This window comes from Pararhizobium sp. LjRoot255, assembly GCF_964252905.1.
In the GTDB taxonomy this organism is placed as follows: domain Bacteria; phylum Pseudomonadota; class Alphaproteobacteria; order Rhizobiales; family Rhizobiaceae; genus Pararhizobium.
In genome coordinates this window covers 1,065,838-1,086,056 of the sequence record NZ_CAXUPQ020000001.1, presented here as the reverse complement: position 1 = coordinate 1,086,056, position 20,219 = coordinate 1,065,838, and the positions used below count along the sequence as shown (strand labels likewise).

Annotated in this window: 19 protein-coding genes; 8 read left to right on the top strand and 11 right to left on the bottom strand. The window is 62.5% G+C overall.

The window, feature by feature from the left end:
• Positions 1 to 29: 29 nt before the first annotated feature.
• The 6 genes from putA to ACSQ2W_RS05350 all read right to left on the bottom strand — a co-directional run bounded on the left by putA (position 30) and on the right by ACSQ2W_RS05350 (position 6,962).
• The gene (gene putA, locus ACSQ2W_RS05375; protein WP_436085336.1) at positions 30 to 3,725 is read right to left on the bottom strand and encodes a trifunctional transcriptional regulator/proline dehydrogenase/L-glutamate gamma-semialdehyde dehydrogenase; all 3,696 of its coding nucleotides are present in this window, start codon (positions 3,723 to 3,725) and stop codon (positions 30 to 32) included.
• Between the two features lie 176 nt (positions 3,726 to 3,901).
• The gene (locus tag ACSQ2W_RS05370) at positions 3,902 to 4,216 is read right to left on the bottom strand and encodes a YkgJ family cysteine cluster protein (protein WP_436085335.1); all 315 of its coding nucleotides are present in this window, start codon (positions 4,214 to 4,216) and stop codon (positions 3,902 to 3,904) included.
• Between the two features lie 213 nt (positions 4,217 to 4,429).
• On the bottom strand, positions 4,430 to 5,236 hold the full coding sequence (gene spdA / locus ACSQ2W_RS05365; RefSeq protein WP_436085334.1) for a 2', 3'cyclic nucleotide phosphodiesterase SpdA: 807 nt from the start codon (positions 5,234 to 5,236) through the stop codon (positions 4,430 to 4,432).
• Positions 5,237 to 5,314: 78 nt separating this feature from the next.
• Entirely contained in the window at positions 5,315 to 5,683 is a 369-nt protein-coding gene (locus ACSQ2W_RS05360) for a hypothetical protein (RefSeq protein ID WP_436085333.1), read from the bottom strand.
• A 39-nt stretch (positions 5,684 to 5,722) separates the two neighbouring features.
• Positions 5,723 to 6,166, bottom strand: a complete 444-nt coding sequence (locus ACSQ2W_RS05355; protein WP_436085332.1) for an acetyl-CoA carboxylase biotin carboxyl carrier protein — start codon at positions 6,164 to 6,166, stop codon at positions 5,723 to 5,725.
• Between the two features lie 22 nt (positions 6,167 to 6,188).
• Positions 6,189 to 6,962, bottom strand: a complete 774-nt coding sequence (locus tag ACSQ2W_RS05350; RefSeq protein WP_436085331.1) for a LamB/YcsF family protein — start codon at positions 6,960 to 6,962, stop codon at positions 6,189 to 6,191.
• A 267-nt stretch (positions 6,963 to 7,229) separates the two neighbouring features.
• On the opposite strand from ACSQ2W_RS05350, the gene pxpB reads away from it, so the two are divergent.
• From pxpB to ACSQ2W_RS05335, 3 genes are read left to right on the top strand one after another with little or no spacing between them, the layout of a single operon-like run.
• Positions 7,230 to 7,895, top strand: coding sequence for a 5-oxoprolinase subunit PxpB (pxpB, locus tag ACSQ2W_RS05345; protein WP_436085330.1), 666 nt, complete (start codon positions 7,230 to 7,232; stop codon positions 7,893 to 7,895).
• Positions 7,892 to 8,869 (top strand): biotin-dependent carboxyltransferase family protein, encoded by a 978-nt coding sequence (locus tag ACSQ2W_RS05340; RefSeq protein WP_436085329.1) that lies wholly within the window; start codon positions 7,892 to 7,894, stop codon positions 8,867 to 8,869. The genes pxpB and ACSQ2W_RS05340 overlap by 4 nt, the downstream gene beginning before the upstream one ends.
• A gap of 24 nt (positions 8,870 to 8,893) precedes the next feature.
• Positions 8,894 to 9,928 (top strand): proline racemase family protein, encoded by a 1,035-nt coding sequence (locus tag ACSQ2W_RS05335; protein ID WP_436085328.1) that lies wholly within the window; start codon positions 8,894 to 8,896, stop codon positions 9,926 to 9,928.
• Positions 9,929 to 10,062: 134 nt separating this feature from the next.
• On the opposite strand, the gene ACSQ2W_RS05330 is transcribed toward ACSQ2W_RS05335, so the two are convergent.
• Complete coding sequence (locus ACSQ2W_RS05330) at positions 10,063 to 10,953, bottom strand: tetratricopeptide repeat protein (RefSeq protein WP_436085327.1); 891 nt, start codon at positions 10,951 to 10,953, stop codon at positions 10,063 to 10,065.
• Between the two features lie 217 nt (positions 10,954 to 11,170).
• Between ACSQ2W_RS05330 and ACSQ2W_RS05325 the strand changes: the two genes are divergently transcribed.
• The gene (locus ACSQ2W_RS05325; protein ID WP_436087679.1) at positions 11,171 to 11,791 is read left to right on the top strand and encodes a FecR family protein; all 621 of its coding nucleotides are present in this window, start codon (positions 11,171 to 11,173) and stop codon (positions 11,789 to 11,791) included.
• Between the two features lie 9 nt (positions 11,792 to 11,800).
• Here the strand turns inward: ACSQ2W_RS05325 and ACSQ2W_RS05320 are convergent, their stop codons facing one another.
• Positions 11,801 to 13,657, bottom strand: coding sequence for a CHASE2 domain-containing protein (locus ACSQ2W_RS05320; protein WP_436085326.1), 1,857 nt, complete (start codon positions 13,655 to 13,657; stop codon positions 11,801 to 11,803).
• A 4-nt stretch (positions 13,658 to 13,661) separates the two neighbouring features.
• The gene (locus tag ACSQ2W_RS05315) at positions 13,662 to 14,366 is read right to left on the bottom strand and encodes a Crp/Fnr family transcriptional regulator (protein ID WP_436085325.1); all 705 of its coding nucleotides are present in this window, start codon (positions 14,364 to 14,366) and stop codon (positions 13,662 to 13,664) included.
• A 291-nt stretch (positions 14,367 to 14,657) separates the two neighbouring features.
• Between ACSQ2W_RS05315 and ACSQ2W_RS05310 the strand changes: the two genes are divergently transcribed.
• Positions 14,658 to 15,104, top strand: a complete 447-nt coding sequence (locus ACSQ2W_RS05310) for a DoxX family protein (protein ID WP_436085324.1) — start codon at positions 14,658 to 14,660, stop codon at positions 15,102 to 15,104.
• Positions 15,105 to 15,173: 69 nt separating this feature from the next.
• Here the strand turns inward: ACSQ2W_RS05310 and ACSQ2W_RS05305 are convergent, their stop codons facing one another.
• Together ACSQ2W_RS05305 and ACSQ2W_RS05300 are read right to left on the bottom strand one after the other, a co-directional pair.
• Positions 15,174 to 15,602: an RbsD/FucU family protein gene (locus ACSQ2W_RS05305; RefSeq protein ID WP_436085323.1), complete on the bottom strand. Its 429-nt coding sequence runs from the start codon at positions 15,600 to 15,602 to the stop codon at positions 15,174 to 15,176.
• Entirely contained in the window at positions 15,602 to 16,834 is a 1,233-nt protein-coding gene (locus ACSQ2W_RS05300; protein WP_436085322.1) for an ROK family transcriptional regulator, read from the bottom strand. Before ACSQ2W_RS05300 ends, ACSQ2W_RS05305 begins: the two co-directional genes overlap by 1 nt.
• A gap of 302 nt (positions 16,835 to 17,136) precedes the next feature.
• Between ACSQ2W_RS05300 and ACSQ2W_RS05295 the strand changes: the two genes are divergently transcribed.
• From ACSQ2W_RS05295 to ACSQ2W_RS05285, 3 genes are all read left to right on the top strand, one after another.
• The gene (locus ACSQ2W_RS05295) at positions 17,137 to 18,162 is read left to right on the top strand and encodes a sugar ABC transporter substrate-binding protein (protein ID WP_436085321.1); all 1,026 of its coding nucleotides are present in this window, start codon (positions 17,137 to 17,139) and stop codon (positions 18,160 to 18,162) included.
• Between the two features lie 195 nt (positions 18,163 to 18,357).
• Entirely contained in the window at positions 18,358 to 19,440 is a 1,083-nt protein-coding gene (locus ACSQ2W_RS05290; protein ID WP_436085320.1) for an ABC transporter permease, read from the top strand.
• Positions 19,440 to 20,219: a sugar ABC transporter ATP-binding protein gene (locus ACSQ2W_RS05285; protein WP_113004600.1), complete on the top strand. Its 780-nt coding sequence runs from the start codon at positions 19,440 to 19,442 to the stop codon at positions 20,217 to 20,219. The genes ACSQ2W_RS05290 and ACSQ2W_RS05285 overlap by 1 nt, the downstream gene beginning before the upstream one ends.

Sequence of the window (20,219 nt, the reverse complement as noted above, 5' to 3'; positions counted from 1 at the left end):
CAGTCTGGCGGCGCGTCTGCGCCGTCCTCCTACCCGATCGACATCAGGCTCGCATTGCCGCCTGCCGCCGCGGTGTTGATGCTGGTCGAGATTTCTTCCAGCAGCCAGTTCAGGCAATAGGCATCGGGATTGCGGGCAAGCTCCTCCGTTGACGCCGCCTGGACGAGGACCAGCGGACCGGGCAGGGCGGCGATCTGTTTGTTGACGGCGCGAATACGGTCCGCATCGCCTTCGGTCAGTGCCCCGGCAAATGGAGCATCCGCCTTCCAGTTAGAGGTGAAGGAAATCCGGGCCGAGACCGTGGCCGGTAGCACGGTCAAGGCGTTCTTGAGGCCGGATGCCATGTCGATGACGGCATTGTTGCCGGTGGCAAGCACAGCGGCCAACTGGCGGTAGAGGCCATCCGCAGTCTCCGGCACGAGCAGAATGCGCCCGCGCGGATGCAGCGCGTAGAGATTTCGCTCGCCCACCGGGCCGGCAAGCTCGGTTGTCAGGCCCAGTGCCGACTGGCTGCCCGTCTCGCGCGCGGCCTGCGCCTGGGTCTTGAGGCCCTTGCCATCCAGCCATTTGGCGAAATCGAGCAATACCGGGTCAGTGTGCACGGAGCTGTGCTGCGGCGGAACCGGCGGCACCGTGACCAGGCGGCCGAGATAGAGCGGGCCGCCGGCCTTCGGACCTGTGCCTGACAGGCCCCGCCCGCCGAAGGGTTGCACGCCGACCACAGCGCCGATGATGTTGCGGTTGACGTAGAGATTACCGGCCTTCACGCGGGACGTGACATGGGCAATGGTTTCGTCGAGGCGGGTGTGCAGACCGAAGGTGAGGCCGTAGCCGGTCGCGTTGATATCGTCGATCAGCCGGTCGAGATCATCGCGTTCGTAGCGCAGGACATGCAGGACCGGGCCGAAGACCTCGCGCTTCAGGTCGGAAAGTTGCTTCAGTTCGATGATCGTCGGCGGCACGAAGGTACCCTCGGCAGTGGCCGGCGAAAGCGCGATCTGCTCGACCTTGGCGCCGAGGCTGGACATGGCCTCGACATGCTTCTCGATGATACCCTTGGCTTCGGCGTTGATCACCGGGCCGACATCGACTGAAAGCCGGTCGGTGCGGCCGATATCGAGTTCATGCAGGGCACCCTTCAGCATGGTGAGAACGCGGTCGGCGACATCATCCTGCAGGCACAGCACGCGCAGCGCCGAGCAGCGCTGGCCGGCGCTGTCAAAGGCCGACGCGATGACGTCGCCGACGACCTGCTCGGCCAGCGCCGACGAGTCAACGATCATCGCGTTTTGGCCGCCGGTTTCGGCAATCAGCGGGATCGGCCGGCCGGAAGGCGACAGGCGATCGGCAAGCTGGGCCTGGATGAGCCGGGCGACTTCCGTCGAGCCGGTGAACATGACCCCCGCGATATTCTCTGCACCAACGAGGGCAGCTCCCACGCGGCCGTCGCCCGGAAGCAGTTGCAAGGCTTCCGGCGGAATGCCCGCCTCATGCAGGAGACGCACGCCTTCGGCCGCAATCAGCGGCGTTTCTTCCGCTGGCTTGGCCAGCACCGGATTGCCGGCGACGAGTGCCGCGGCGATCTGCCCGGTGAAGATCGCCAGGGGAAAGTTCCATGGGCTGATGCAGACGATGGGCCCAAGGGCCTGATGTGCCGGGCCGAGCGTGCGGGTCGCCTGTTCGGCGTAATAGCGCAGGAAATCGATCGCCTCGCGCACCTCGGCAATGGCGTTCGGCAGCGATTTTCCGGCCTCGCGGACGATCAGGCCGAGCAGTGTCGGCATGCGCGCCTGCATCAGATCGGCGGCGCGCACCAGGTGTCGAGCGCGCTCGGCCGGCAACACGCTTCTCCACTTCGCGCCTTCGGCAAGGGCAATGTGGACGGCACGGCGGGCATCGTCCTCGGCGGTTTCGATGACCGAGCCGACCGTGTCGCGATGGTCGCCGGGATTGAGCACGGTCCGGCTTTCGCCGCGCAGGGTCTGTGATCCGAGTTGCGGGGCGGCCGTCCACTCGATCGCGGCGCTCGCCTTCAATGTATCGGACAACATTGATAGCGACGCCTCGTTGGAAAGGTCGAGACCGGCGGAGTTTTGACGCCCGCCATAGAGATCGGCCGGTCGCTTGATCTGGTCATGCGGCGCGCCGATCACCGGCATGGCGCTGATAACATCGACCGGGTCGGCGATCAGCTCGTCGATGGACACGGCCGGATCGGCGATGCGGTTGACGAAGGAGGAGTTGGCGCCGTTTTCCAGGAGGCGGCGCACCAGATAGGCAAGCAGCGTCTCATGCGTTCCGACCGGCGCATAGATGCGGGCCGGGCGGTTAAGATTGGCCTTGCCGACCACCTCGTCATAAAGCGGTTCACCCATGCCGTGCAGGCACTGGAACTCGTAGTCGCCGACCCTGAAGTCATGCCCGGCCATTTCATAGATCGTCGCGAGCGACTGCGCATTGTGGGTGGCGAACTGCGGGAAGATCACGTCGATTGCGGCCAGCAGCTTCTTCGCGCAGGCGATATAGGAGATGTCGGTATAGATCTTGCGGGTATAGACCGGAAAATCGTCGAGGCCGTCGACCTGGGCACGCTTGATCTCGGCGTCCCAATAGGCGCCCTTGACGAGGCGCACCATCATCCGGTGGCCTGAACGGCGCGCGAGATCGATGATGAAATCGAGCACGAAGGGGCATCGCTTTCCATAGGCCTGGACGACGAAGCCCATGCCGTTCCAGCCGGAAAGATCCGGATCGAGGCGCAGCGCTTCGAGCAGGTCAAGCGAAAGCTCCAGCCGGTCGGCTTCCTCTGCATCGATATTGAGGCCGATGTCGTAGCGCTTGGCGATCGCCGCCAGCGCCTTCACCTTCGGCAGGAGTTCGCTCATGACACGGGCGGCTTGCGCGCGGCTATAGCGAGGATGCAGGGCCGACAGCTTGATCGAGATTCCAGGGCCTTCATGGATGCCGCGGCCGTTCGATGCCTTGCCGATGGCGTGGATGGCGTTTTCATAGTCGGTATAGTAGCGCTTGGCGTCGGCTGCCGTGGTCGCGGCCTCGCCGAGCATGTCGTAGGAATAGCGGAAGCCGCGGGCTTCGAGCGGCCGCGAGCGCTTCAGCGCCTCCTCGATGGTTTCGCCGGTGACGAACTGCTCGCCCATCATCCGCATCGCCATGTCGACACCACGGCGGATCACCGGTTCGCCGGCCCGCGCGATCAGACGGCTGAGTGCGGCGGAGAGGCTGCGGTCGTTGACGGTGGCGGTCAGCTTGCCGGTGACGACGAGGCCCCAGGTGGCGGCATTGACGAAGAGGGAGCGGCCGCCGCCTATATGCGAGCGCCAGTCGCCGTCGGCGATCTTGTCGCGGATCAGCGCGTCACGGGTCGCGGTGTCGGGAATACGCAACAGCGCCTCGGCCAGGCACATCAGCGCCACGCCTTCCTGGCTCGACAGCGAATATTCATGCACCAACCCCTCGACGCCGGAGCCCTTGTGCTTGGCGCGCAGTGCTGCGATCAGCTTGCGGGCGGTGGCCTTGGCGCGGGCACGGATATCGTCCGGCAACGTCGCGGCCTCGACCAGCGGAGGCAGGCATTCGGTTTCTGGGCGGCGGTAGGCGGCAGTGATCGCTTGCCGAAGCGTCGTCTGCGTGGCGATCGGCGGCGCGAAGTTTTCGAAGGGCAGGGGGGCGGTCTGCGGCGTCTTCTGCGGCTGCGGCTGGTTCATCGATCTCGTCCCTCGAAAATGGCGCGGAGCGCCCTTAAATCCTGGGCACAAAATAGGACAGAGGCTTCCGGATATCCATCCGGTAAACTAGCGGCTTCTGTGAATGTTTCACCAAATATAGCCGTTGAAGCGGTGGACTATACGGCGTAACTCGAGACATGCCGGACGATCAGAACTCAGAGCATGACTTTCTGCGACAGCTTATGGCGTGCCATCAGACACTCATCGTCGCCCGGCATGCAGGTGCGGCAAACGATAGGCCGCAGGGCATAAATCCTGCAGCCGACGTGAACGCCGAGCTTACCGTCAAGCGCCGAACAGCGATTGTCCTCGCAGCGCATGCCGCCGAGATCGGCGGAAACATATTCAGCCGGAATGCGGTCCAGTTCCTCGTCCGTCTCCAGCGAAAACCGTGGCCAATCTTCGGAATAGCTGCAACAGGCGCCGCAACTCTGGCAGTCGAAATCTTCGTTGGGAACGGTAAGGGTCATGACGCGTAGGGTAGCATGGAATCGGGGAAAGGCGGAAGGCTGCGGCCTTCCTCTTCTCGGGGAGAAGGTGGCGCCCCCGTGTCTTGCCTTCGGCAAGCCCGAGGACAGGCTGCGCGCCGGATGAGGGGGAATCACAAACTCCGAATGTGCCGAACTACCTCTCATCGCCTCGTTTCACTCGGCACTTCTCCCCGCTGGGGAGAAGATGAAAAATCAAGCAACCACTGCTTCCCGAACCGCGATCTCGTAGTCTTCCGTATGCACCAGAACGCCCGTATCGGTCATGACGGCGATGCCGTAGGCGGCGGGTTCGTCGACGGAGAGGGAGACGTCCGGCGCGTCGAAGGGCATGGGTTGCTGGTGCACCGGGCTCTTGAAAACGGAGAAGGGGATGCCGCGGCTGGAGCCGGAAATCGTCCGGTGCACATGGCCGGCAAAGATATGCAGCACATTGCCGTGGCGCTTGACCACGTCGTAGAAGTCCACCTCGTTGATCAGGCGCATCAGGTCCATGCCGGTAAAGCCGGTCGCGTGCGGCGGGTGATGCATGAAGAGCAGCACCGGCCGGTCGCCGGCCGTTTCCAGCTGCCGGTCGAGCCAGGCGAGGCGCTTGGTGCAGAGAAAGCCGGCATGACTGCGCGGATAGTCGTAAGGCGGCGCAAACAGCGTATCGAGCAGTACGACGCGGCAATCGGCAAAATCGATGGTCTGCTGCACGAAACCGTCCGTGTCCTGCGCGACATCGGGGAAAACGTCGAGGAAGATGTCGCGCCGGTCATGATTGCCGACGGTGATGGCGAGCGGCGCGGTCAACTGGTCCAGTAGACCCTTGAGCCGCTCATAGGACGGCCGGTCAGCCTGGTGCGCCAGATCGCCCATGACGATTACCCGGTCCGCATCGGGGTGATAGCGATTGACGTGCGCGATGCCGGCGGACAGCCGCTGGAACGGATCAAGCCCGATGATCGACGTGCCCTCGGGCACCATATGCAGGTCGGTGAAGACGATCAGTTTCGTCATATTGGTAAGTCCATTATTACTAATGCGCGCCATCAAGCTGGCTGCGGTAGGAGCGCGCGTCAAGCAACATAATTGGGACTATTCAATCACGGGCGCGACTTCAAACAGCGCGTCGCCATAGCCGACGCCGGTCCCTTCAGCGGCGAGAGCGCGGTGAATGCGGCAATCCCTCGTGGCAAGAACGCAACGCAGTGTCAGGCCCGTCTTGATGTAGGCAACGACCTCGCCTTTCGTAGCCTTTCGCGGCAGCGCCGGCGCCGGACCCGCATTTGCCGGATGAGCGTGGAGAACAATGCCGACGCCGGGCGAGCGGATCGTGTCGGGAGTTGACGGGCCGGCCGGGTCAGGCGCCACTGTCGCGGCGTCTGTTGCACCGGCACCCAGCGTCAAATGAAGCCGGACGGATCCGTGCTCGTAGTCGAAGGCGGCAATTCCGTGCCGCTTCATCAGTGCGATCACCCTTTGGATGTCTTCGCTTTGCATCGCTCACACGGTCTTTTCGATCGTCATCAGCGGCATTCCCGCGGTGACCGACGCGCCGTCTGCTACATGGATTGCGGTGACCCGGCCGGCGCAGTCGGCCTCCACCGGGTTCATCATCTTCATGGCCTCGATGATGGCAAGCTTGTGGCCGTCCTCGACAAGGGCGCCGACCTCGACGAAGGGCGCTTCACCAGGCAGCGGCGAGCGGTAGAAGGTGCCGGGCAAACCGGCGGCGATGACATGTTCTTTCGGTCCGGCCGCGGAGGCGGAGGCGGTCGCGTCCGCGTGAGTTCCGGCCGACGAAGACGCAGCGCTGGAAGCGCTTGGCCGGGGCGCTGCAACCGTCTTGGACAGGCGGATGCGGGTGCCGTTTTCCGTCAGTTCCAATTCGTTGACGCTGGATTTTTCCAGAAGGCGCATCAGCCGTTCGATGAGGTCGAGGTCCATGAGTGTCTCGTTTCGGGAGGGATCAGGAAAGGAAGTTCTTTACCGCGATACCGTTTGCCTCAAGGCCGCGCCGGACGGTCGCCGCGATGGTGACGGCGGCCGGCGTATCGCTGTGAACGCAGATCGAATCGATCGGGGTCGCGATGCTCTTGCCGGTGATGGTCTCGATGGCACCAGTGCGGACCATGCGGATGACGCGGGCTGCGGCCTCGGCGGGGTCGTGGATCACCGAGCCGGCGATCTTGCGATCGACCAGATAACCTTCTTCCGTATAGGCCCGGTCGGCGAAGATTTCGGATGCCGTCTTCAGCCCCATCTCGTTGGCCTGCCGCTGCTGGTGGCCGAGCGCGATGACGAGGCAGACGAGGGACGGATCGACCGCCTTGATGGCGCGGTTGACGGCCATCGCCACCTCGGCGTTCTGCTGGGTCAGGTTGCCGAGCGCACCATGCGTCTTCACATGCGTGATCGGATGGCCGGCATAGGCCGACATTGCCTGCGCCGCGCCGATCTGGTAGGCGACCAGCCGCTCGATCTCGCCGGCGGTGAAGGGAATGTTGCGGCGGCCGAAACCCCAGAGATCGGGAAAGCCGGGATGGGCACCGACAGCGACGCCGCGCTCCTTCGCCAGCGCAAAGGTCGTCGCCATGATCTCCGGATCGCCACCATGAAAGCCGCAGGCGATATTGGCCGAGGTGACGACGTTCAGGATCGCATCATCGTCACCCATCCGGTAGGCTCCGAAGCCTTCGGCCATGTCGGAATTCAGATCGACGCTCAAGGGTTTGGTGTTCAAGGCTTTTTCCAGCTGTTGGGTGATCGGGGCCAAGTCGATCCTAGCCTATGTCGCGCACGAGGGAAATGTCAGGATGCGCCGCTCGGTGGTCGCGAAGGACGGTTGACGGGTTGCGCAAGCCTCCCGTCAAATTACCGCGACATGCGTGGGGCACAGCGGGCAGAGTGAACATCACGCTTGAACCGCTCAACCCGATAGTGGCTAGGCAAGACCATAAAGCTGATATATCAGTAGTCAGATTGGATTTCGTTCAGTGGATTTTCTCAGGTGACCGAAGTTGTCTCTCCCAGATTGAGTACGCAAGGCGCGGGGGCGATCCTGCTCGACGCTGCCGATGCCGTTTTTTCGGACGATGTTCAATCGCGAATCTGGGCAGTTGCGGCGAAGATGCTGGCCATCAAAGGCGTGGCCGAGACCGTACCGGGAATGAACAACCTGATGATCGTGTTCGATCCGCTCCTGATCCCGCCAGCCACCATCGAGCATCAACTTCTCGATGCCTGGCGAACGGTGGTGCCGGATGCGGTTGTTAGCCGGGATGTCGATATCCCCGTTGTTTATGGTGGGCCAGATGGCGAGGACCTGGTCCCTCTCGCGGAACATGCCGGGCTGACGGTCGATGAGGTGGTGCGCAGGCATTCGGAGGCGGTCTACTCGGTGGCGGCCGTCGGGGCGATGCCGGGTTTCGTCTATCTCTCCGGGCTTGATCCGAAGCTCGCCATGCCGCGCCGTGCTGTCCCGCGTATGAAAGTGAAGGTCGGCTCGGTCATCATCGGCGGCGCCCAGGCCGGCATCATGCCCTGCACGGCGCCCTCCGGCTGGCACATCATCGGCAAGACAGAGGTGCCGTTGTTCGACCCGCTGCGCGATCCGCCGTCGGCCTGCAAGCCGGGCGACCGCATCCGCTTCCGTGTGATCGAGGTCAGGGCATGATCGAAATCCTGTCGACCGGCGCGGTCAATTCCGTTCAGGACCTCGGGCGTACCGGCTATCTCAATGCCGGCGTCGGACGCTCCGGCATGATGGATGCCCCGGCGCTCGAAATCGCCAACCTGCTGGTTGGGAACGACAAAGGCGCGGCCGGCATCGAGGTGGCGCTGTTTCCCTTCCGGTTGCGGTTCGAGGCCGACACGGTTTTCGCCGTGGCCGGCGCCGATTGCCCGGCAAAGCTCGATGATCGGCAGGTTCCCGGCTGGTGGGCGATGAATGCCAAGGCGGGCGAGGTGCTGAAGCTCGGCCTGCCGCGCTCCGGCGCCCGCGCCGTCATCGCCTTCCAGGGCGGTATCGACGTGCCGCTTGTGCTCGGCTCGCGTTCCACCGATCTCAAGAGCGTTTTCGGCGGATTTGAGGGCCGCGGGTTGCACCGAGGCGACCGGCTGGCGCTTGCCGGGACGTCTCGCAGAGTGTTGAGGATGGAAGGCGGCTACGGCGCGGATGTGTCGGCGCTGCGCGGGTTTGCGACGGAAAACGACGAGGCGATACTCCTGCGCGTCCTGCCGAGCGCGGAATATGCGGCCTTCACGGGCGAAGCGCTGTCGAAATTTCATGAAACCGACTGGCTGATCACCAACGACGCCAACCGGATGGGCTACCGCCTCAGCGGGCCGGATCTTGCGCTTACCCGCAAGCTGGAGCTTTTCTCGCACGGCATCATGCCCGGTACGGTGCAGGTCCCGCCGAACGGCCAGCCGATCATTCAGCTTACCGAGGCCAATACCTGCGGCGGCTATCCGAAGATCGCCAACGTCATCGAGGCGGACCTCTGGAAACTGGCACAGGCACCGGTGGGGGCGCGGTTACGATTTGAGGCCACCACGCGCGACACAGCGATAGAAGTGTTGCGGCAACAGCGTGCCTTCATGGCCGAGCTTGCCGCAGACGCGGCGCTGATGCGCGGCTGGAACTGATTTTTCGAATCCGGAGGTAAAGTGATGAGATGGAAACGCACGATCCAGTTACTGGATGTTCATTGCGAAGGCGAGATCGGCAAGGTGGCGATCGGCGGCGTGCCGAAAATCCCGGGCAACTCGATCGCCGAACAGTTGAACCACATCAATACCGTCGATGACAGCTTGCGGCGTTTCCTCTGCCTTGAACCGCGCTCGGGCTCGATCGGCTCGGTCAATCTGCTGGTGCCGCCAAAGCGGCCGGAGGCGGATGCCGGTTTCATCATCCTGCAGGCCGACCAGGCGCATGCCATGTCCGGCTCGAACTCGATCTGCGTGACGACGGCGCTTTTGGAATCCGGCATTGTCGAGATGAAGGAACCGGAAACGGTGGTGATGCTCGATACCGCTGCCGGCCTCGTCAAGGCCACGGCTACCTGCCGCGACGGCCGTTGTGAGCGTGTCAAGCTCACCATGGTGCCGTCCTTCGTGCAGCAACTGGATGTCGAGGTGGAGACGCCCGCCTGGGGCCGAATCCAAATGGATCTCTGCTTCGGCGGCGTCTTTTATGCGCTGGTCGATGTCGCGCAGATCGGCACGACGATCGAAAAGGCCAACGCGCGCCGGATCGTCGACGCCGGCATGATGCTGAAGGACCTCGTCAACCGAACCATCCCGGTCGTCCATCCCGAAATTCCGGAGATCAAGGGCGTCGCGTATGTGATGTTCCGCGATACCGAAGCCGACGGGACCGTCCGCACCTGCACGACGATGTGGCCCGGCCGCGTCGACCGCTCACCCTGCGGCACCGGCAGCTCTGCCAATCTAGCAACCTTGCACGCACGCGGCCTGGCAAAGGTGGGCGATGTGTTCAAGTCGCGTTCCATCATCGGCTCGGAATTCGAGGTGGGCCTCGAAAGCGTCACCGAAGTTGCAGGTCGCCCGGCGATCATCCCGACGATTTCCGGCCGCGGCTGGACCTTCGGCCTGCATCAGGTGGCGCTCGATCCGTTCGATCCACTGGCCGATGGTTTCGCGTTGACCGATACCTGGGGGCCGCAGGCAGGTGAAATACGCTGACGGATATGTCAGTAGATACCTACGTTTTAAACTGGGCGACCATGTCGCCCGGTGGGCGCTTCTTGCCCGGCCAGCGGACGCGTGCGGCTGAACGGCATCGGCGGGCCGCGGGCGGTTTCTCGGATGCGGCTGCCTCACTTGATGCGGCCCGATTTTGTCAGAACGAGGTTTGCCTGTTCGTTCGGCTCGATGCTGCCGGTCGTTGCCGTATCGATCTCAAGCTTGGCGATCTTCGCCATGGCGAATGCGTCGCCCTTCTCGGCAGCCTTCGCGAACATGGCCGTGGCGGCAACCGGGTCGGCCTGCATGCCCTCGCCGTTTTCCAGCATCAAGCCGAGATTGACCATCGCGTCGACATTACCGCGATCGGCGGCCAGCCTGTAGAATTGTGCGGCCTTTTGATTGTCTTCCGGAATCTGCGTGCCTTCATCCAGCATGACGGCGAGGTTGAAGGCGCCGAGATTGTCCTTGGCGACTGATGCCCTTTCGAACCAGCGTGCGGCGAGCGATCCGTTGGCAGCAGTGCCGACGCCATCGCGATAGGCGACGCCGAGATTGTAGGCAGCGAGGATGTTCCCGGTGGCGGCCGCCTTCTGGTAGAGCGAAAATTCGGTTTCGTGACCGCCCCTTTCTCCGAGCATGACCGCATAGTTCACCATCGCAACCGCATGCCCGTCCTCCGACGCTTTTTCGAGCATCCGAAAGGCTTGCGCATGCTGGCCGGCGGCATGGAGCACGCGGGCGAGCTGAAAGGTCTGGCGCGGGCCGCTGCCCTGGTTGAACGCCTCGCGGCAAGCCGAAAGGGCAATGCCGATGCGCAGGTTCTCGGTCGCCACCGGACGAAAGGACAGGTTGCGCTGCAGGTCGTGTTCGCTGCCGGCTTCGGCATCGCACTGGTCGGCGGCAGGCATCGGCGAGGCAGCACGGGCGGAGGGGATGGCGATCGCTGCAACCGAAAGCAGGCTCACGGCGGCGAGCAGGATCGCGTTGATCACTGAAATGCGCGTGTCGGTTTCGTTTTTCATGGCGTTCTCCCTGGTGTTTGTGCGACCCTATGAGACAGCCCGGTTCACGGCTGTTCCTTGGGAAACAGCGTTTCGTGTCGCCAGGGAGGAAGAATGGAAACAACCCGGCCAAGGGGCGTGTTCGCCATGCAGGCTTTCCCGGCCTGTCGCTCGGATCTGCTTCGAAAGCCGGATTGTTTGAACAAGGAGCAGGGCAATGACGGGTGATGGTATTCCGGTGCGGCAGGTCCTTATCGGACGGCGAACGTTCGTTGCCGGTTGCGCTTTGGCAGTAGGCGGTTTGGCCGCCATTCCAACGCAGGCAAGCACCGTGATCGGCAAGGCGGCCGACGTGCGTGGCAAGGTCAGCCTCAAGCGGGCGGAGAAGGAAGAGGGATTGGCGACGGGCGCGCAGATTATGGACAACGACTTTGTCCGGACCGCCGCGGAAAGCTTCGCTGACCTGCAACTCGAGGATACCCGTATCCTGCTCGGCAGCGAGACGGAACTGCTGATCGACAGCTTCATCGCTGGCCAGGGCGGTACCATGGAACTCGGCATGGGGCAGATGGTCTTTGACCGGCCGGAAGGTCTTGCGAAGATCGATCTCGCCTTGCGCACCACCTTCGGCATGATCGGCGTGCGCGGCACGAAATTCTTCGCCGGCCCGAACCGTGGCGTTTTTGCTGTCTTCGTCGAACACGGCCAGGTATCGGTCGATGGCGGCGGCGTTGAGCGGCTGGTGGGCGCCGGCGAAGGCGTCGAGATCGCCCGGCCAGGCGATGCGCCGACGGAGCCCGTCGTCTGGAAGGAAGCCAGAATCGTCGAAGCCTATGCGAGTGTCGGCTTGAGGCGTTGAGGCCTTGCGTCAGGCTTCGGTTGTGAACAGTTCCATTTCGCCGAAGCCGCGGATTTCGTGCATGCCGAGCGAGCGCAACCCGCGGCCGCTCTGAACCGCAGCCTCCGGGCCGACACAGATGGCGGTCCCGAGGAACTTGTTGGCTTCCTGAAGCCGGGCAGCAAGGTTGATGGCGTCACCATGGGCGGTGTAGTCCAGCTTGCCGCCGGCTCCTACTTCGCCGAGCACGGCGATCCCCGTTTCGATACCGATGCGCGTCCGGCCGAACTGGTGTTCGACGAAGCCCGGCCGACGACGCATTTCCTCCGTCAGCGCCCGGATCGCCTCGGCGCAGTCGATCGCCTTGTTGACGTGATCCGCAAGATCCTCCGGCGCGTTGAAGAAGGCGTGCACCGCGTCCCCCACCACCTTGTCGACCATGCCGCCATAGCGGGCGACCAGACCGTTCACCTCCGCATAATAGATATCGAGCAGGGTCACGAGGTCGCGCGGCGCAAGCTTCTGCGACAGGGTGGAAAAGCCCTCGATGTCGGTAAAAAGTGCCGTCACCGGGCGCTCCTCGCCGGCGACGCGGCCGTCATCCGGGTTGTCGATGTAGCGGGCGACAACGGATTGCGGCAGGTATTGCGAAAACTTGCTGCGCGCCGCCGATTCCGCCCTCCGCACCCGGGCGAACTGCAGCACGCTGGTGACGGAGAGTACGAAGACGAGGGCGAGGCTGATGCCAACGGCATCGACCAGAAGCGCCGAGGCGGCATAGATCGCCGCGGCCGCCGCAATCGTCGCGGAAATCGCCGAGAGACCCAGCAGCGCTGATGTCACCGGCCGCAGGCGGGTGGCAACAAAGGCGACCAGCAGCCCGCCGATCAAGGCCAGAGCCGCTTCATAGAGCGGCAGTTGCGCATCGCGTTTGGGGATGAAGCCGGTCAGCACGGCATTGGCGATGTCGGCATGGATTTGCACGGAGGGTTCGAGCGGCATCGAGGCGGTGGACCGCAAGCCGCCGAGATTGGGAAGACTGCTGCCGATGAAGACCGTCTTGCCCTTGAACCGCTGATCCGCAACGGCGCCACTCAGCACGTCGCCCGCCGATACCGTCCTTGCGGCAATCGTGGCCGCGGGGCTGGCGGCAAACCGCAGGCTGCCATCCTCGTCCAGTTCGATCAGCCGGGCTTCGAGCTTCAACCAGGCCGGCTGCCCGCCGAGGATCGGCGTGCGGCCGCCTTCAGCCAGCCGCGCAGCCTCGATCCCGAGCGTCGGATAGGCATCGTTGCCAAGGATCGAAAAGGCCTGGACCCGACGGATGCGGGCATCTTCGTCGCCAACGAGAAAAGCGGCGGCCGCAGAACGTGAGGCTTTCTGCAGAAACGGGCAGGAGGCTTCGGCGCCATCGATGAACCACAGGTCGGGGATCGCCACTGGCCGCCGGACCGCGACGGGCGGAACGGGCGCGGGATGCTCGGGGCCGCCGTCCGCGATCAGAAAGCCGAGGATGACCGGCACGCGCGAAATCGCCTGCGTCAGCGCGGCATCGGATTTTTCAACGGGATCGCAGGCCGTGCTGAAAATGAAATCGACGGCGACAGCCTTGGCACCGGCTGCTGACAACCGGGAGAGAAGATCGGCCGTTTCGGCCCGGCCCCAACTCTTCTCCGTGGTCTGCTGCAGCGATTTCCGGTCCACGTCGATGACCGCGATCTGATCGGATTGCGGCGCCGGCACCCATTGGGTGAGCGAATCGAAGAAAAGCTCCCGCTGTGTTTCGAGCACCGGCCCGGCGGAGAAGAACAGGAACAATGCACTCAAAACGCTTGCCGCCGCTCCGGCGAAGAGCGGCCTGATCCGGGGCAGGCGGAAGCTTTTCAAGGCGTTATTCCTCTTCGGGTTCCGCGATCTTCTTCAACCGTCCGATATGGCAGGTAATGACGCCGTCGGCCCGTTTGATGGCCGAGCATTCCTCGAGCGCCAGGATGGCGCGGTTTACCTTCGGGCGGCTGGCGCCGAGAATGCCGGCAATGTCGGACTGACTGAGTGTCAAGCGCAGGTTGGCGCTTTCCGGCAGTTCGTTGCCATGAATCTGCTTGAGCGTCGCCAGGAAAAAGCGGGCAACACGCGAATTCAGGTCGTAGAGCGCGATCGTTTCCAGCCGGTCCGTCGTATCGCGCAGTTGTGAACAGAGATAGCGGATGATCGATTCGGCGGCGTTCGGCGTATGGGTGATGAAGTCGAGAAAGGCCCTCTTGCCAATGACATAACCTTCTGTGACGGTGATCGCGGTCGCATCGGCCGAGCGCGGCTGATCATCGAGAATGGCCATTTCGCCGAAGAGCGCGCCAGCCTCGATGTGGCGAAGAAGCAATTCCCGCCCCTGCGGGGTGATCAGCGAGAGCTTGATGCGGCCGGACAGGACGGCAATCATGTAATTGCCTTCGTCGCCGCGTTGGAAGATCACCGTCCCTGCATTCCATTTGCGATAGGTCGCAAGGGCTGCGACAGCCGCCACCGTCTCCTTGTCAAACTCTTCAAAGATCGGAAAGGAACGCCAGAAGGCGGGACTTTTATTGATTTCACTCATGCTGCTTCCCCGTCCCCCAAGCTCATTTCCGTCGCTGCGAAATTCTTCTCCCAGTCTTCAAGGGGTTGCAACAAAAAAGACCATGAAAATAGACTGGGTACCATATCTCTATGCGGTTCCAATGGAATTGCGACGGCCGGCTTCCTGAGCAGGCACCTAATCACGCAATATTGACGACGTGGGTTCGCTGTTTTGTTATTGTGAACGATCTGTTTCGTCTTGATGGGCTGGATGAATTTGGAATTGCTGATAAATCTACCGCAATAACGAACCCCAAATCGGAGCCTTTCCATGCCGCAAAACGCCGTTGTCCTCGTCGGACGCATTCTGCTTTCCATCATCTTCATCATGTCCGGCTTCTCGAAGCTGACGGACGCCGGCTCGACCGCCGGCATGATCGCCAACGCCGGCCTTCCGGCAGCAACAGCTCTTACCTACCTCGCCGGCCTGTTCGAACTGATCGGCGGACTTGCCGTTCTGGTCGGTTTCCAGACCCGCATCGCCGCCTATCTGCTTGCTGCCTTCTGCCTGTTTACCGGTTTTGTCTTTCATGGCGGGCCGATCAACGTTCCGACCTTCTCGCCTGAGGCAAACGGCATGCTGAGCATGTTCAACCAGATCATGATGATGAAAAACATCACGATCGCCGGCGGCTTCCTGGTTCTTGCTGCCTTCGGTCCGGGCTCGATCTCGGTCGATGCCCGCACCGGGCTGTCGACCAACGCCGGCCGCGCCTGACTACTGGCAGACTGACAGAAAAAAAGCCCGCCGGACCATCCGGCGGGCTTTTTTGTTTTGGAGCAAGCGTCAGGGGTAGATCACGCCCTTGCGCAGGATGACATTGCCATAGAGCCGGGGTTCGCTGGTCTGGACAACCGTATGCGCGGCCCTGACCCTTGGATAGAATTCCGGTCCGAGCAGGGGAGTAACCACGCGGTCGGGCTCATGCTTGGCGCAGCAGGCGATGATGTCGCGATGCACGGGATCGAGCGCATTGACGTCCTGCTTGACCGTGGCGCGAAAAATCGCCTCCGGAACGAAATCATCGATCGGCATCACGCTCAGGATCGCGTCGAGAACCGGGATCAGATGATGACCGTCGAGCCGGATCAACCGGCGGCCATGTTCGAGGCCCGGATAGTTGCCGTCGACCAGCGCGATTTCGTCGCCATGACCCATTGCCCGTAGCGTCGCCAGAAGCTCGGGGCTCAGGATCGGGTTCAGACCTTTCAGCATCAGACTGTTTCCTTGAAAAGAACGTTCGTATCGATGAGATAGCGGGAAAAAAGCGGCAGGCTTGCTCCGCCGATGGCGCGGGCCTGGGCGCCGACGGCGCCCTCGATGATTTCTGGCATGATGACGCCTTCGAGATCAAGCTCGCCTGCGGCCTTGCGGATGGCGGCGACAATGCGCGTGCGCACCCAGTCGGGGAAGCCGCCGTCGATCACCGCAGCGCCGAAGTCGATGATCGAGGCGGCCGAGACGATCGCCTGGGCGAGGGCTGTGGCAGTCAACTGGATCCAGGTCTCGAGCGGCTCACCGAAGTCGATCCACTCATCGGCGGAGTACCAGAGCGGTTTCGGATCGATGCCCCTTTCGCGCAGGAGATTTTCCAGGACGAAGATAGATGCGATCTTCAGAAGCTGCTGCGGCTTGCCGTTTTTGTCGGAAACCTGCAGCGGCCCGACGGCGCCGGCCGTGCCGGTGCGGCCGCAAAACAGCGAGGAATTCAAGACGATGCCGCCGCCGATGAAGGAGCCGATGTAGAAATAGATAAAGTCGGGATAGGATGTGCCGACGCCGAAGATGAGCTCCGCACCGCAGGCGCTTGTGGCATCGTTCTGCATCAGCACGGGATGACGCGTGCGCGCGGCCACTTCGCCGCGCAGGTCGAAACCACGCCAGCTCTCCATCGCCTCCCTTGGCGCACCGGTCTCCTCGGCCCAGCTCCACAGCTGGAAGGGGGTTGCGATGCCGACACCGGCAATGCGTCCGCGCTGCTCGTCCGTCAGCATCTTTTCGAGCTTCGGTATTCCCTCGACGATGAAGGACAGGATCTCGTCCGGCATCGGATAGGCGTGGATTTGGTGCAGTTGCAGGCGGATATTGCCGACGAAATCCATGAGCACGAGGTCGCAGCTGCGCCGGCCGATCTTGACGCCATAGGAGTAGACCGCATCCGGATTGAGCCGCATGGGAATGGAGGGCTGGCCGACACGACCGCGCACCGGATCGCCGCGCATCAGCAGATCGTCTTTTTCGAGCGCCCGCATGATGACGGAGACCGTCTGCGCAGAGAGGCCGGAGCGCCGCGCTATATCGGCCTTCGAGAGGCTGCCGTGACGGCGCACCAGCGACATGACCAGTCGCTCGTTATAGGCGCGGACACGGGTGAGGTTTGCCCCGCCGCCAGGATCCAGAACGTCCGGCATCGGCAGGGCAGTGCCGGAATCGGCTTGTCTTGTCATGCCCCTGTTCCTCCCGTCAGCGCCATCTCCTGTCCGAACTGGGTGTTTTTCGGGCAGGCCTCCTGATTGCGCCTTCATTCCATCTTTGCGCGCGCGCTGCACTGGTGAAAGGCGCATGCACATTTTCTGGCCAGAGAATGCCACAATTTTTTAATAATTCAATTTGATTTATTTATTGACAGGATTTGATTTTGGTGTTTGTTTTGTGACCGGAAGCGCCAACCGCGGCAGTGGAGATGTTGTGGCGGGCGAGGCCTGACGCCGGGAGACCGGTTCCAATTTTCAATCCTTGGGAGGATTTCATGAAGACGACTATTGTTTCCGCCGCTCTCGGCGCGCTTGCGCTCGGCGTTGTTTTTGCTGCACCTGTGCAGGCCGCTGATGTTTCGGCCTGCCTGATCACCAAGACCGACACCAATCCCTTCTTCGTCAAGATGAAGGAAGGCGCCGCAGCCAAGGCAAAGGAACTCGGCGTTGAGCTGAAGGCCTATGCCGGCAAGGTTGATGGCGACAGCGAAAGCCAGGTCGCGGCGATCGAAACCTGCATTGCCGATGGTGCCAAGGGTATTCTGCTGACGGCTTCCGACACCAAGGGTATTGTGCCGGCCGTGCAGAAGGCGCGCGACGCCGGTGTTCTGGTTATCGCGCTGGACACGCCGCTTGAACCGGCCGATTCCGCCGATGCCACGTTCGCGACCGACAACCTTCTCGCAGGTAAGCTGATCGGTCAGTGGGCCGCAGCAACCCTCGGCGACAAGGCCAAGGACGCCAAGGTGGCTTTTCTCGACCTGACGCCATCCCAGCCGTCCGTGGATGTCCTGCGTGACCAGGGCTTCATGATCGGCTTCGGCATCGATCCGAAAGATGCCAGCAAGATCGGCGACGAAGACGATGCGCGCATCGTCGGTCATGACGTCACCAACGGCAATGAGGAAGGCGGCCGCACCGCCATGGAAAACCTTCTGCAGAAGGATCCGTCGATCAATGTCGTTCACACGATCAACGAGCCAGCCGCTGCCGGTGCCTATGAGGCACTGAAGGCTGTCGGCAAGGAAAAGGACGTGCTGATCGTGTCGGTCGACGGCGGTTGCCCGGGCGTTAAGAACGTCATTGATGGTGTCATCGGCGCCACCTCGCAGCAGTATCCGCTGCTGATGGCGTCGCTCGGCATCGAAGCGATCAAGAAGTTCGCCGACACCGGCGAAAAGCCGAAGCCGACCGAAGGCAAGGACTTTTTCGACACGGGCGTGGCGCTCGTAACCGATAAGCCTGCCCCGGGTGTTGAATCCATCGACACCAAGGCCGGCACGGACAAGTGCTGGGGCTGATGCTCCGCCGCTGAACGGGTTGGTGGGCGGCTTCGGCCGCCCTTCCTTTAGCTACGACTGTCATTTTGACAAAACGCCATAACCGTGGGCACACTTCTCCCCTTGCCTTGCCCGCCTGTCCGGTGTGCCGCGCAGGAGGGTGGGGTGAGGAGCCCATACCGACGGGAACGGTTTAAGAGGCGGGAGGAATTTTTCATGAGCGAACCGACAGTAGCCTCACAGCCATCGCAGGAATTCGAAAAGGTCCTGAGTGGCAGTTCGAAGCAGGTTGCTTCCTTTGATACGCATGACAAGACACCCTTGCAGAAAGCCCAGCACTTTTTGCATAAGAGGCCGGCGGCGGTGCCGCTGATCGTGCTGGTCCTTTCGCTGATCGTTTTTGGATCGGTACTTGGCTCGAAGTTCTTCTCGGCCTTTTCCCTGACGCTGATCCTGCAGCAGGTGGCAATCACCGGCATTGTCGGCGCCGCGCAAACCCTGGTCATCCTGACGGCCGGCATCGACCTGTCCGTCGGTGCGATCATGGTGCTTTCGTCCGTGGTAATGGGCCAATTTACCTTCCGCTACGGCTTTCCGCCGGAAATAGCGGTGATCTGCGGCATTGTCGTCGGTGGGCTCTGTGGCGCCGTCAACGGCTGGCTGGTATCGCGCATCAAGCTGCCGCCCTTCATCGTTACGCTCGGCATGTGGCAGATCGTGCTGGCGTCGAACTTCCTTTATTCCGCCAACGAAACAATCCGCTCCCAGGACATCAGCACCAGCGCGCCGATCCTCCAGTTCTTCGGCACCAATATTCGGATCGGCAATGCCGTCTTTACCTATGGCGTGGTCGCCATGGTGCTTCTCGTCGGCATCCTCTGGTATGTGCTGAACAAAACCGCCTGGGGCAGGCACGTCTATGCGGTCGGTGACGATCCGGAAGCCGCAGAACTTTCAGGCGTCAACGTCAAGAAGATGCTGATGTCGGTCTATATCCTGTCGGGCCTGATCTGCGCGCTTGCCGGGTGGACCTTGATTGGCCGCATCGGCTCGGTTTCGCCGACGGCGGGCCAGTTCGCCAACATCGAATCGATCACCGCGGTGGTGATCGGCGGCATCTCGCTCTTCGGCGGCCGCGGCTCGATCATGGGCATGCTGTTCGGGGCGCTGATCGTCGGCGTCTTCCAGCTCGGCCTGCGCCTGATCGGCACGGACCCGCAATGGACTTATCTCTTGATCGGTGTGCTCATCATCGCCGCCGTTGCAATCGACCAATGGATCAGAAAGGTGGCAGGCTGATGGCTCAGGAACCCATTCTCACCGCGCGTGGCATCGTCAAGCGCTACGGCCGCGTCACTGCGCTCGACCATGCCGATTTCGATCTCTACAAGGGCGAAATCCTGGCCGTGATCGGCGACAACGGCGCCGGAAAGTCCTCGATGATCAAGGCGATTTCCGGCGCGATCCATCCGGACGAAGGTGAAATCCGCCTGGACGGTGAGGTCGTGAACTTCCGTTCGCCGATCGAGGCACGCAAGGCGGGCATCGAGACTGTCTACCAGAACCTTGCTCTGTCGCCGGCGCTCTCGATCGCCGACAACATGTTCCTCGGCCGTGAAATTCGCAAATCCGGGCCGCTCGGCAAGGTGTTCCGTATGCTCGATCATGCGGCGATGGAAAAGATCGCTCGCGACAAGTTGTCGGAACTTGGCCTGATGACGATCCAGAACATCAACCAGGCGGTGGAAACGCTGTCCGGCGGCCAGCGCCAGGGTGTGGCCGTGGCCCGTGCCGCCGCCTTCGGTTCCAAGCTGATCATCCTAGATGAGCCGACGGCAGCGCTCGGGGTGAAGGAAAGCCGCCGAGTTCTGGAACTGATCCTCGACGTGCGTGCACGCGGCCTGCCGATCGTGCTTATCTCGCACAACATGCCGCATGTGTTCGAGGTGGCCGACCGCATCCACATTCACCGGCTTGGCAAACGCCTCTGCGTCATCAATCCGAAGGAATACACCATGTCGGATGCCGTTGCCTTCATGACCGGCGCCAAGGTGCCGCCGGAGGCGCTCGCCGCATGA